The 13,216-nt window shown below is 48.0% G+C and carries 10 protein-coding genes; all 10 read left to right on the top strand.

Translation table 11 applies throughout. The features are described from left to right. Nucleotides 1-80: 80 nt before the first annotated feature. The 10 genes from AC1DE7_RS16240 (at nt 81) to AC1DE7_RS16285 (ending at nt 12,924) form a co-directional block, all read left to right on the top strand. Nucleotides 81-2,033 (top strand): stage V sporulation protein D, encoded by a 1,953-nt coding sequence (locus AC1DE7_RS16240; RefSeq protein WP_036614879.1) that lies wholly within the window; start codon nt 81-83, stop codon nt 2,031-2,033. A gap of 140 nt (nt 2,034-2,173) precedes the next feature. Continuing rightward, entirely contained in the window at nt 2,174-3,661 is a 1,488-nt protein-coding gene (locus AC1DE7_RS16245) for a UDP-N-acetylmuramoyl-L-alanyl-D-glutamate--2,6-diaminopimelate ligase (protein WP_405157599.1), read from the top strand. Next, nucleotides 3,661-5,073 carry a UDP-N-acetylmuramoyl-tripeptide--D-alanyl-D-alanine ligase gene (locus AC1DE7_RS16250; protein WP_405159409.1) on the top strand — a complete coding sequence of 471 codons (1,413 nt, stop codon included), beginning with the start codon at nt 3,661-3,663 and terminating at the stop codon, nt 5,071-5,073. Before AC1DE7_RS16245 ends, AC1DE7_RS16250 begins: the two co-directional genes overlap by 1 nt. 12 nt (nt 5,074-5,085) lie before the next feature. Next, nucleotides 5,086-6,054 (top strand): phospho-N-acetylmuramoyl-pentapeptide-transferase, encoded by a 969-nt coding sequence (gene mraY, locus AC1DE7_RS16255; protein WP_047843751.1) that lies wholly within the window; start codon nt 5,086-5,088, stop codon nt 6,052-6,054. Between the two features lie 3 nt (nt 6,055-6,057). Beyond that, nucleotides 6,058-7,479, top strand: a complete 1,422-nt coding sequence (gene murD / locus AC1DE7_RS16260) for a UDP-N-acetylmuramoyl-L-alanine--D-glutamate ligase (protein ID WP_405157597.1) — start codon at nt 6,058-6,060, stop codon at nt 7,477-7,479. A 48-nt stretch (nt 7,480-7,527) separates the two neighbouring features. After that, a complete protein-coding gene (gene spoVE / locus AC1DE7_RS16265; RefSeq protein ID WP_074095851.1) occupies nt 7,528-8,625 on the top strand; it encodes a stage V sporulation protein E in 1,098 nt (365 codons plus the stop codon). 7 nt (nt 8,626-8,632) lie between these two features. Further along, entirely contained in the window at nt 8,633-9,742 is a 1,110-nt protein-coding gene (murG, locus tag AC1DE7_RS16270) for an undecaprenyldiphospho-muramoylpentapeptide beta-N-acetylglucosaminyltransferase (protein ID WP_315372160.1), read from the top strand. 149 nt (nt 9,743-9,891) lie between these two features. Then, on the top strand, nt 9,892-10,797 hold the full coding sequence (gene murB / locus AC1DE7_RS16275) for a UDP-N-acetylmuramate dehydrogenase (RefSeq protein ID WP_405157596.1): 906 nt from the start codon (nt 9,892-9,894) through the stop codon (nt 10,795-10,797). Nucleotides 10,798-10,814: 17 nt separating this feature from the next. Then, entirely contained in the window at nt 10,815-12,098 is a 1,284-nt protein-coding gene (murA, locus tag AC1DE7_RS16280; protein WP_036614867.1) for a UDP-N-acetylglucosamine 1-carboxyvinyltransferase, read from the top strand. Nucleotides 12,099-12,156: 58 nt separating this feature from the next. After that, on the top strand, nt 12,157-12,924 hold the full coding sequence (locus AC1DE7_RS16285; protein ID WP_017687304.1) for a cell division protein FtsQ/DivIB: 768 nt from the start codon (nt 12,157-12,159) through the stop codon (nt 12,922-12,924). The last annotated feature ends 292 nt before the right edge of the window (nt 12,925-13,216 follow it).

Here is a 13,216-nt window from a genome sequence, read left to right on the forward strand (position 1 = left end):
TTGTTCTAACCCCCGGTTGTCCTGAATATTCATGAATGGAACGAATGTCATGATTTTGGGACGAGTGGGGGGATCTTTTCGTGAAGGGATCAAGCGTAAATCTGCGACGCAGGTTGCTATGGAGTTTAATGATTTTAGTTTTGTTATTTTCGGCCCTGATGATCAGGCTTGCTTATGTACAGCTCGGGGAAGGCCCTGAATTGTCAGCAAAAGCAGAAGAATCCTGGCGGCGTAATATTCCTTACTCAGCTAAGCGAGGGGAGATCCTGGATCGAAATGGAACCTCTCTGGCCTATAATGTGACAACACCAACCATTATGGCCATTCCGGCTCAGGTTAAAGAAGCTGAAACGACGGCTAAAGCGCTGGCCCCATTGCTTGGGATGACGGAAGAAAAAGTGCTCGCAACCATCAAGAAACGAGAACTCATTGTACGACTACAACCCGGCGGCCGCAAAATTACGATGGAGAAAGCTCAGCGCATCCGTGATTTGAAGCTTCCGGGTATCGTTGTTGCTGAAGACAATAAACGTTTTTATCCTTATGATGATTTGGCTGCCCATATTCTTGGTTTTACGGGCATTGATAATCAGGGCTTAACGGGTGTCGAGAAGAAGTATGATGATAAGCTGAATGGTTTGAATGGCAGTGTGTCCTACTTGTCCGATGCGGCCGGAAGGCTAATGCCGGGCTCATCCGAGAAGTATGTGGAACCGAAGGACGGCCTTAACCTCAAGCTGACCATTGATAAATCCATTCAGTCCATCATGGAGAGAGAACTGGATCAGGCCATGGTGAAGTTCCAGGCGAACTCAGCATTGGCCATAGCGATGAATCCCAAAACGGGTGAAATTTTGGGGATGTCCAGCAGGCCGGGATACGAACCTGCCGATTATCAGCAATATCCAGCGGAGATATACAATCGCAATTTACCGATCTGGATGACCTACGAGCCGGGCTCAACATTTAAGATCATTACTTTGGCAGCAGCGCTTGAAGAGAAAAAGGTCAATCTGCAACAGGATCAATTTTTTGATCCCGGATATGTTGAGGTGGGTGGAGCCCGTCTGCGTTGCTGGAAAAAGGGCGGCCACGGAAGTCAGACCTTTTTGCAAGTTGTGGAGAACTCATGTAACCCGGGCTTTGTGGCTTTGGGGCAGAGGCTGGGCAAAGAATCGCTCTTCTCCTATATTAAAGACTTTGGTTTCGGTACCAAGACAGGGATCGACCTCAGCGGAGAAGCCAGTGGAATTCTGTTCAAACTGTCCAGAGTGGGACCTGTCGAGCTTGCAACGACGGCTTTTGGTCAAGGTGTATCCGTAACGCCCATCCAGCAAGTAGCAGCTGTGTCAGCGGCCATCAATGGGGGTAAACTTTACAAGCCTTATGTTACGAAAGCGTGGGTCCATCCGGTCACAGGAGAAGTCATGGAAGAAGCCAAGCCGGAACTGGTTCGTCAGGTGATCTCGGAGAATACATCCAAACAAGTACGTGAAGCACTCGAGAGTGTTGTTGCAAAAGGTACCGGGCGTCCAGCATTCATTGATGGATACCGGGTCGGTGGCAAAACAGGTACAGCCCAGAAGGTTATCAACGGACGTTATTCCTCGACCGAGCATATCGTATCCTTTATCGGATTTGCACCAGCAGATGATCCACAGATTGTGGTCTATACCGCAGTTGATAACCCCAAAGGAATTCAGTTCGGAGGCGTGGTTGCCGCCCCGATTGTGCAGAACATCCTTGAAGATGCTTTGCATTATATGAATGTCCCTGTTCGGAAGGATCAGGTCGCCAAAGAATACAAGTATGGTGAAACCAAAATCGTGACAGTCCCAGACCTGACAGGAGCTACTGTTGAAGATCTGTACGAAGACCTGAACATGAATTTTATGCTGGCGAAGTCTGGCAGTGGTAAATACGTGATTAATCAGGCACCCAAACCTGGGGCGAGGGTAGATCAGGGATCAACCATCCGCATTTATATGGGGAATGTACTGAACGATGCACATGATCACACAAAGGATGAATAACGGGGCTTAGGGGTAGTTTGAAGCTTCTAGCGCAACAAAATTCATTCAAGTGCGTTTCATTATAGGGTTGTATTGACGATATTAATAAATACAGACATATGTTAAAACAGAAGTATAATTGGAAAAGTGAGGTTATTCATGTGCTTTTAAAACAATTTGCATCGATGCTGACCACCGCCCGCCTCGTGGGCGAATCAAATACAGAATGCCAAAACCTTCAGACAGATTCCCGGCAGGTAAAACCGGGTGATCTGTTTATCTGTCTTCCGGGACATACAGTAGATGGTCATGATTATGCAGAAAAAGCTGTAAATGCCGGTGCAGTTGCATTAGTGGTTGAACGGCAACTGGATCTGCCTGTACCACAATTGCTGGTGAAGGATAGCCGATTTGCGATGGCTGTTTTGGCAGATTTCTTTTTTGACTCGCCAAGCCAGAAGATGAATATGATTGGTGTAACGGGAACGAACGGAAAAACAACGACCACCTATTTGATTGAAAAAATCATGAGTGATTACGGACGCAAGACGGGATTGATCGGTACTATTCAAATGCGGTATGACGGTCGCACCTACCCGATGTCAGGAACAACACCAGAGGCGCTTGATCTGCAGCGTAGTCTGCATGATATGGTTCAGAAGGGTACGGACTGCTGTGTTATGGAAGTTTCTTCTCACGCATTGGAACAAGGGCGAGTAAAGGGAACAAATTTCCGTACTGCGGTATTTACTAACCTGACGCAGGATCATTTGGACTACCACCATTCCATGGAGGAATATCGCGGGGCCAAAGGATTATTCTTTGCACGTCTAGGTAACGGTTATACGGAAGATGTCTCACAGCGTAAATTCGCTGTTATCAATGCAGATGACCCGGCAGCGGATTATTTCATCTCTGTGACTGCGGCTGAAGTGATTACATATGGCATGGGTGAAAAGGCGGATGTACGCGCATCCCAAATCTCAATCACGTCTCAGGGAACTTCTTTCCACGTAGATACATTTGCAGGCAACACAGATATTCGCTTGCGCATGGTAGGGAAATTCAATGTGTACAATGCAATGGCAGCCATCTCTGCAGCGCTGGTGGAAGGTATTCCGTTGGAAGAGATCAAGCGCAGTCTGGAGACGGTTCCAGGCGTGGATGGACGTGTTGAAGGAGTGGACGAAGGACAGCCATTTGCTGTTATTGTCGATTATGCCCATACACCGGATGGACTGGAGAATGTGTTGCGGACGGTGAAAGAATTTGCCGAAGGGCGTGTAATTTGCGTGTTTGGCTGTGGTGGTGACAGGGACCGTACCAAACGTCCTCTCATGGGGAAAATTGCTGCGAATTATAGTGATTTTGTACTGGTTACTTCCGATAATCCGCGGACAGAAGATCCGGATCTGATTCTCAAAGACATTGAACAGGGCCTGATTGAAGAATCCGTTCCTGCTGAACGTTATATGATGATTGTGGATCGACGCCAGGCGATTCATGAAGCTATTGAAATGGCAAGCCCAGCCGATGTAGTATTGATTGCGGGCAAGGGTCACGAGACCTATCAGATTATCGGCACAACCAAAACCGATTTTGATGACCGAATCATAGCCAAAGAAGCGATAAGGGGCAAATCCAATTGATAAAAAGAACATTGGCACAATTGGCCGAGATGTGTGGAGGAACATTAAGTGACGTTGCTACTCATGGCAATGTAATGGTCGAAGGGGTGTTTACCGATTCGCGTAAACCTCTGGAAGGCAGTTTATTTATCCCGCTAGTGGGTGAAAGGTTTGACGGACACGAATTTGTGCAAGCCTGTCTAGAGAAGGGGGCTGCAGGCACGATCTGGCAAAAGGATCATGGTATTCCGCCACAAGGAGCTGTCATTGTTGTTGACGACACACTTGTCGCACTGCAAGCACTCGCATCTGCTTATCTAACGGAGAATAAAGCGGCTGTAGTCGGCATTACAGGCAGCAACGGCAAGACAACAACAAAGGACATCGTGGATGCCATTCTCTCGACGACGTTTAAAGTGCATAAGACGCAAGGCAACTTCAATAATCACATTGGTTTACCACTGACTGTACTAAGCATGGACCCGGATACCGAGATTATCATTTTGGAGATGGGTATGAGTGGTCGCGGGGAAATTAACGATCTGTCGGTTATTGCGCAGCCTGATGTAGCGGTCATTACCAATATTGGTGAATCACATCTGCTTCAGCTGGGGTCCAGACTGGAGATTGCCAGAGCCAAAGCCGAGATTGTAGCGGGATTGAAGCCTGGCGGGTTACTGATCTACAACGGAGACGAGCCTTTAATTGCACAAGTCCTTGAAGAGCCCGCAACGAAACAACCCGATGGATTGCAGCGGTTTACATTTGGTCTGCAAACCGATAATGATGACTATCCTACCGGACTTATGAATGCGCAGAACGGGGTAGTTTTCACCACCAAACAGTCTGGAGAACATGCATTTACGCTACCTCTGCTAGGAACGCATAATGTCGTTAACTGTCTGGCTGCTTTGGCAGTAGCCCGTCATTTCAAAGTGACGACGGAACAGATTGCCGCGGGATTGTCTCGCTTGAAACTGACAGGCATGCGTATTGAGGTTACGCAAGGCGTTAGTGGTCTAACCCTGCTGAATGATGCATACAATGCAAGTCCAACCTCCATGAAGGCCGCAATCGATGTACTAGAAGGTCTGAAAGGATACCGCATGAAAGTGGCTGTGCTTGGTGATATGCTTGAACTCGGTCCCCAAGAGCAGGATCTGCATTACGGAATCGGAGAGTATATCACATCGGCCAAAATGGACATGGTGCTGGTATATGGTCCGCTATCAGCCAAGATTGCTGAAGGAGCAAGCAAGCATATGCCTACAGAGGCTGTGCATGCTTTTATAGATAAAGAAGAAATGACCCGTTATCTACTGGAGAAACTACATCCCAGAGACGTTGTCTTGTTCAAAGCCTCAAGAGGCATGAAGCTGGAAGACGTGGTCGAAGCACTACTAATAGCACCATTACAGAATCGAGTAGACTAGAGGGGTGAACCCATGGATTTTCAGGTATTACTGTTAACAATCGGCGTTTCATTTATTCTGGCGGTGATTGCCGCACCGCTCCTGATTCCGCTGTTACGCCGGATGAAATTCGGACAGCAAGTTAGGGAAGATGGGCCTCAGAGCCATTTGAAAAAAAGCGGAACACCTACAATGGGTGGAGTCGTCATTTTAGTTGCGTTCACATTGGCCTTTTTGAAATTTTCGGCAGTCAAGAATACAGACTTTTATGTCTTGCTCGTGGCTACGCTGGGATTCGGGCTGATTGGCTTCCTGGATGATTACATCAAAATTGTGTTCAAACGTTCGCTGGGACTGACGGCCAGACAAAAAATGCTGGGCCAATTGTTCTTCAGTGCAGTGATGTGTTTCTTGCTGATCCAGAATGGACACAGCACAGCCATCTCTATTCCGGGAACGTCATTCTCGTTTGACTGGACCGGATGGTTCTATTATCCGTTTGTCGTATTCATGATGCTTGCCATTACCAATGCGGTTAACTTTACTGACGGTTTGGATGGTTTGCTATCAGGGGTAAGTGCGATTGCCTTTGGCGCGTTTGCCATTGTGGCGATGCAAGCCACGTCGATGCCGGCAGCAGTGTGTGCAGCAGCGATGATCGGAGCCGTACTCGGTTTTCTGGTATACAATGCACATCCGGCCAAAGTGTTTATGGGAGACACCGGTTCTCTGGGGATTGGCGGTGCGATTGGTGCGGTAGCCATTGTAACCAAAACAGAGCTTCTATTTGTCATCATTGGCGGTATTTTTGTTATCGAGATCCTGTCTGTCATCATTCAAGTGGTATCTTTCAAGACTCGTGGCAAGCGTGTATTCAAAATGAGCCCCATTCACCATCACTTTGAATTAAGTGGTTGGTCAGAATGGCGGGTTGTTATTACCTTTTGGGCGGTAGGCGCAATTTTGGCCGCTCTTGGACTTTATCTCAACAAGGGGTTGTAGATCATGAACCATCCTGAATCATATCGCGGACAACAAGTCGTTGTGCTCGGATTGGCTAAAAGCGGCGTACAGGTCGCCAAAGTGCTGGATCGCGCTGGAGCGAAGGTTACAGTAAATGATAAAAAAGAGAGAGATCAATGTCCCGAAGCTTCCGAATTGGAGGCTTTGGGAATTTCTGTTGTATGCGGAGGGCATCCGGATGATCTGATTCACACTGGTGTGAAGCTGGTTGTCAAAAACCCCGGTATCCCATACCATGCAGCTCCTGTGCAGCAAGCTTTGGCATTGGGCATTGAAGTGGTGACCGAAGTAGAGGTTGCTTATCATCTATGTGCTGCACCCATGATCGGGATTACGGGATCCAACGGCAAAACAACAACCACCACTTGGGTGGGTAAAATGTTGGAGCATGCTGGCCTCAAGCCGATCGTTGCCGGTAATATCGGAACACCTCTCTGTGAAGCGGCAGAGCAAGCTTCTCCAGATAACTGGATGGTTGTTGAGCTTAGCAGTTTCCAGCTCAAAGGAACGGTTGATTTCCGTCCTCAGATTGCCAGCTTGCTTAACGTTGCAGAGACGCATCTGGATTATCACGGGAACATGGATGATTATGTGGCTGCCAAAGCGAAACTGTTCGCCAATCAGCAGCCTGACGACGTAGCCATCTTGAATTGGGATGATGCGGTATGTCGTGGTCTGATTCCTTACATCAAAGGCAGATTGATCCCCTTCTCCGTGACAGAGAAATTGGATACAGGTGTGTATGCAGATCCTCCTTATGTGGATGGAGAAGAGGATGATGTGAAGCGTCAGGTAATTTACGCGGATGAAAACGAAGATCACCACATCATTATCGACGTTGAGGACATTGGCCTTCCTGGGCGATTTAATGTGGAAAATGCACTGGCTGCTGTGGCTATTGCCGTAGCGGCAGGAGCTGATCCTGCGGTGCTGGCTGCTCCGCTTGCAGACTTCAAGGGAGTTGAACACCGACTTGAATATGTCCTGCAGCATAACGGTTCTGCATACTACAACAACTCCAAAGCGACCAATTCGAAAGCTACGGTTATGGCCCTGAATTCGTTCAAGGAACCGGTCGTATTAATTGCTGGAGGTTTGGATCGCGGGTCAGACATGATGGAGTTGTTACCCTTGTTCCAGGAACGGGTAAAAGCTGTCGTTGCAATTGGCGAGACACGGACAAAAATTGCCAAGGTCGCGGAACTTGCCGGATTAAAGCAAATTAAGGTCGTCGATAATGAGGAGGACGCTGCCCGGACGTTAACCGTTGCTGTGCAGGAAGCATCGAAGCTTGCCAGTGCCGGTGATGTCGTTTTGTTATCCCCGGCATGTGCAAGTTGGGACATGTTTGCTTCCTATGAAGAGCGGGGACGCATTTTTAAAGAGGCGGCGCATAACTTGTAAGTAGGGGGGTGGAAAAGCCCCTACTTCCATGCAAGGGGTGGCCTCCTGATGAAACAGACGCGACCGGCACCAGATATTTGGTTGCTGATTTGTATTTTGGCATTGCTTGCCATCGGCATTATTATGGTATATAGTGCGGGCTCGGTGCTTGCCTTTCATGACTATGGCGATTCATTTTATTTTGTAAAAAGACAGGCCCTGTTTGCGGTGCTTGGGCTTGTGGCCATGTTCGTAACTGCTAATGTAGACTACCGGGTGTGGAGGAAATATGCCAAGCCTATATTGATTGCCTGTTTTATTATGCTCATTGCGGTGCTCATTCCTGGAATTGGTGTGGTTCGCGGTGGTGCACGAAGTTGGCTGGGCATTGGTTCGTTTGGTATTCAGCCCTCAGAATTCATGAAGCTGGGCATGATTCTGTTTCTCGCTCACTGGCTGAGTAAGGAACCGGGTAAAATCAAAACCTTCACATCGGGGCTTCTGCCACCGCTGGGATTGATCGGGTTGGCTTTTGGGATTATTATGTTGCAACCTGATTTGGGGACTGGCACCGTGATGATGGGCGCATCGATGCTTATTATTTTCACAGCCGGAGCGCGAATGAAACATCTGAGCTTGCTTGCTCTTGGCGGCGTAGCGGGGTTTGCAGCTTTGATTGCTGCAGCACCCTATCGGTTGCAGCGCATCACAGCGTTTTTGGACCCGTGGTCCGATCCGCTGGGTGCCGGATATCAGATCATTCAATCCTTATACGCAATTGGTCCTGGTGGACTGGCGGGATTGGGACTGGGTATGAGCCGGCAGAAGTACAGTTATGTACCTGAACCGCAAACGGACTTTATTTTTAGTATTTTGGCCGAAGAACTCGGCTTTATAGGTGGAATGATTGTATTATTGTTGTTTCTGGTGCTGGTGTGGAGAGGGATGCGTGTAGCCATGACCGTTCCGGATGCCTTCGGCAGTCTGCTTGGTGTTGGTATCGTAGGTATGGTCGCCGTACAGGTCATTATTAACATTGGTGTTGTCATTGGCATGATGCCTGTTACGGGCATTACATTGCCTCTGATCAGTTACGGCGGATCATCATTGACCCTCATGCTCACAGCACTGGGCATTTTAGTGAATTTATCCCGTTATGCGAGGTGACTATGCGATGCGAGTCGTTCTAAGCGGTGGCGGTACGGGTGGACATATCTATCCGGCCGTTGCCATAGCAAGACAATGCGAGGCGGAGAACCCGGACTCTACATTTCTATACATCGGAGGAACCAGAGGTCTGGAAAGTAAACTGGTTCCCCAAGAAAATATTCCTTTTAAATCCATTGATATTACGGGCTTTCGGCGGAAATTGTCCATCGACAACCTGAAAACGGTCATGCGTTTCATTCAAGGTGTACGCAAGTCCAAAAAAATGCTGAAGGAATTCAAACCGGATGTTGTGATTGGTACAGGTGGATATGTATGTGGACCTGTGGTATATGCAGCAACAAAACTGGGGATTCCGAGTATAATTCATGAACAGAACGCCATCCCTGGTCTGACGAACAAATTTTTGATGCGTTATGTGGACACGGTTGCCGTTAGCTTTGAAGGTTCTGAAAAATCGTTTTCCGGCGCAAAAAAGGTGATGTACACCGGTAATCCGCGAGCGACTACGGTAGCCCAGGCTAGCCGTGATCGTGGTTTTGCAACGTTAGGTGTACCGATGAACAGCCGTGTTGTTCTTGTGGTTGGTGGCAGTCGCGGGGCAAAAGCAATCAATCAGGCCATGGTGGACATGGCTCCATTGCTGGAACAACTGGATGATGTACATGTAGTTTACGTTACAGGGGATACCTATTTTGATGAAACGCGTGAAGCCATTCGTAGCTCATTGGGTACGATGCCAAACCACCTGCATGTCCTGCCTTACGTGCATAATATGCCTGAGGTGCTTGCCTGCACATCCTTGATTGTAAACCGCGCAGGTGCATCATTCCTTGCGGAGATTACATCACTGGGTATTCCTTCGATTCTGATTCCGTCACCTAACGTGACTAATAATCATCAGGAAGCCAATGCTCGCACGCTTGAAGGTGGAGGCGCATCACTCACGATGCTGGAGAAGGATCTTACAGGCAAAGTCCTGTATGAAGCCATCGCCAAGATTATGAATGATGAATCGGGACGCAAACGAATGGCTGAAGCATCCCGGAAACTGGGGAAACCCGATGCAGCTGAAGTGCTTGTTCATGAAATTCAGCGTCTTGCTACACGCCGATAAAGTGCGATTGTGGGCGATTGTCACACACAAGACGGGGCTGACATAAGATACCGTATAAATCGTGACCATCGTTCCATGGCGCCAGAACACGGTCTGTAACAACAGAACATACCGTGCTCATCGGTTTTGAAGCAAAGGAGGAAGCAAACATGCTTCAGTGGATATCGTTACTATCCCAGAATAATGTTGGCAGAGTTCTTGAAAACGAATCACTAGCCAAATACACCACATGGAAGATCGGCGGTCCTGCGGATGCACTGGTCATTCCCGAGAATAAAGAGCAGATGATGAATCTCGTTCAATTGCTTCACACTTATCAGATTCCGTGGATGCAACTTGGACGGGGCTCAAACATGCTGGTGTCGGACAAAGGAATACGTGGTGTTGTGGTGAAACCAGGCGAGGGCTTTGATTATGCCGAATTTCACGAAGGCGGTGTAACCGCCGGAGCGGCGCATTCTTTTGTTAAACTCAGCGTGGTTGCTGCCAAAAAGGAATGGACCGGTCTGGAATTCGGCAGCGGTATCCCCGGCACTGTCGGTGGAGCCGTATACATGAATGCAGGCGCGCATGGATCGGATGTGTCACGGATATTCAAATTCGCTGAGATTGTACTGGAGACAGGGGAATTGGTGCGTTACAGCAAGGAGGACATGGATTTTGCCTACCGCCACTCTGTTCTGCATGATCGGAGAGGCATTGTGCTGGAAGCTACGTTTGAACTCCAGCATGGAGAGCGCAACGTCATTTCGGAAACGATGGCGGCTTACAAAGACCGCCGGCGCCGCACACAGCCACTGCAGATGGCATGTGCAGGTAGTGTATTCCGAAATCCACCGGGTGATCATGCAGCCCGCCTGATTGAAGCAGCAGGGCTGAAAGGAATGACCCAGGGAGGCGCACAGGTATCCACCATGCATGCCAATTTCATTGTTAATACAGACCAAGCAACAGCAGAGGACGTTATCACCCTAATGCAGCAGATACAGAGCACTATATCATCTCAAAACGGTATTAACCTGGTACCGGAAGTCTTCGTAGTGGGTGAGCGGTAAACCCCGGAGGTGATACATTGGACAAATTGGTGATTGAAGGCGGGAAACCCCTCTCAGGATCCATACGCATCCATGGAGCAAAAAATGCCGCTTTACCGATTATGGCCGCAAGTTTGTTGGCAGATGGAGAAGTTACACTGCATAACGTTCCACACTTGCTGGACATTGAAGTGATGCTGTATATCCTGGAACGGCTTGGATGCACGTGTCGGCATGAACAGGGAACAGTGACGATTAATACCTCGTCTATCCGGTCATATGATGTGCCAGAAGATCTAATGAAGCAGATGCGCTCTTCCATTTTTTTGATGGGACCATTGCTGGCTAAGTTTGGGCAAGTGTCAGTGTATCAGCCAGGAGGCTGTGCCATTGGAGAACGCAAAATTGATCTTCACCTCCGGGGCCTGGAAGCGCTCGGAGCTTTGATTGAAGAGCAGGACCAACAGATTATCTGTCATGGGCACAATCTGGTGGGTACAGATATTCATTTGGATTTCCCAAGTGTGGGAGCGACCGAGAATATCATGATGGCAGCCGTTATGGCTAAAGGGACGACAACCATCTGCAACGCCGCAAGAGAACCTGAAATCCAGGACCTGCAACACTTTTTGAATGCTATGGGTGCAAGCATTATTGGTGCAGGAACGGACACAATCACGATCAATGGCGTTGAGAAACTAAAACCTTGTTCGTATGAGATTATACCGGATCGAATCGTGGCCGGAACCGTAATGATTGCAGCAGCAGCAACACGAGGCAATGTTACGCTTACACACTGCAATCCTGCTCATCTTACTTCACTTATACATGTATTGAAGCGCACTGGTGTTCAAATCACAGTCTGCAATGATATAATGACGGTGAGCTGTATGAGCCGTCCAAAATCAGTAGACCGTATTGTGACTTCTCCGTATCCTTCGTTTCCGACAGATTTGCAATCGCAAATCATGGTGCTGCTCAGTTTGGCAGACGGATTCAGTGTGATGAAGGAAACGGTATTCGAGGGCCGGTTCAAACATGTGGATGAACTGAATGTGATGGGGGCTGATATTTCAGTCGATCTGAACGCAGCATTTATCCGTGGTGTTCCCCGTCTGTACGGGGCTACAGTAGAAGCAACCGATCTTCGTGCAGGTGCAGCCTTGGTAATTGCTGGTCTGGCTGCTCAAGGCAAAACGGTTGTGGAGCAAGTGCATCATATTGACCGGGGCTACGATCAGATCGAGAAGTTATTCCAAAGTCTTGGAGCATCGGTTGAGCGACAGTCGCCCGTTTCGAAACAGTTGGATTTTGCCAATTAACGTCCTTGGCGTCCCCTTCTTGAAGGGAGGGGACCTGAGGCTTTGTGGAGCGCTACTTATGCCTAAAAGTCAAATTCCGGTTCTGAAGAAGAATCGGCCAAAAGGAAACACAAGCCGCAAAATTGTAATTATTCTCTTATTATTATTTATTGTATTGCTGGCTGTATTATTCTTTCGTTCTTCCATGAGTCGGATTTCGGCAATTGAAATTACGGGTAATGTATATACAGCAACTTCAGAACTGCTGGAGAAAAGCGGACTGAAAGAAGGCGAACAATTTTTTGGGACAAGTACAGCCGAGGTTATTGAGCGTCTCAAGACCATCAAGGCGATTTCCACCGTTACAGTGGACAAGCAATTTCCTGGGATTATCCATATCAAGGTTCAGGAATATGCCACGGTTGCTTATGAGCTTGGTTCTGACGGTACGCTCAAAGCGATATTAGCTAGTGGGACAAGCTTGACGGTTCCGGCAACAATTGGTGTTGCTGTGGAGAAGCCCATATTGACCCAATGGAAGGCTGATGATCCACTCAAAGCCAAACTGAGTCAGACACTGGCTAAAATTCCGAATGAATTGACGACGGATATTTCGGAAATTATTCCGAATCCAACGCCTTCATTTCCGGATCAGATTCGGATGTATACCAAATCGCAGTTTGAAGTGATTACAACCGTCTCTCTTTTATCGGATAAAGTGGAGTATCTGAATCAGGTGATTGAGACCGAACGGCCTGGGAAAATCACTATGCTTGAGGCAGATACCTATGTCCCTTTCATCCCGGATGACCCGGAAGATGATGCTGAACCAGGAGCAAGCCCCTGATCTTTGCCATTATGAGGCTGGACTGAATATGAAAGCCTAGGCAGGTCGGGGTTTGACCCCGTCAGAGCAATGAAACTTGTTCTTTCTGAGATGAAGAAAAAATGATACACTTGAACTTATGGCACATGAGTTGCCTCCTTCTTTTTTCTTCAATGTTTTATGTCTGGCAACCAGATTTTGACACCCAAAAACATTGTAGAAAAAAGAGGGAAAGCCTGAAGTGTGTTGAATATGTTTTAAGAGTGTTTAAATTCGAACGTAATTTACTATTGGAGTCAGGAGGTGCCACAGA

The sequence above is a fragment of the Paenibacillus sp. 10L310 genome, assembly GCF_056395745.1.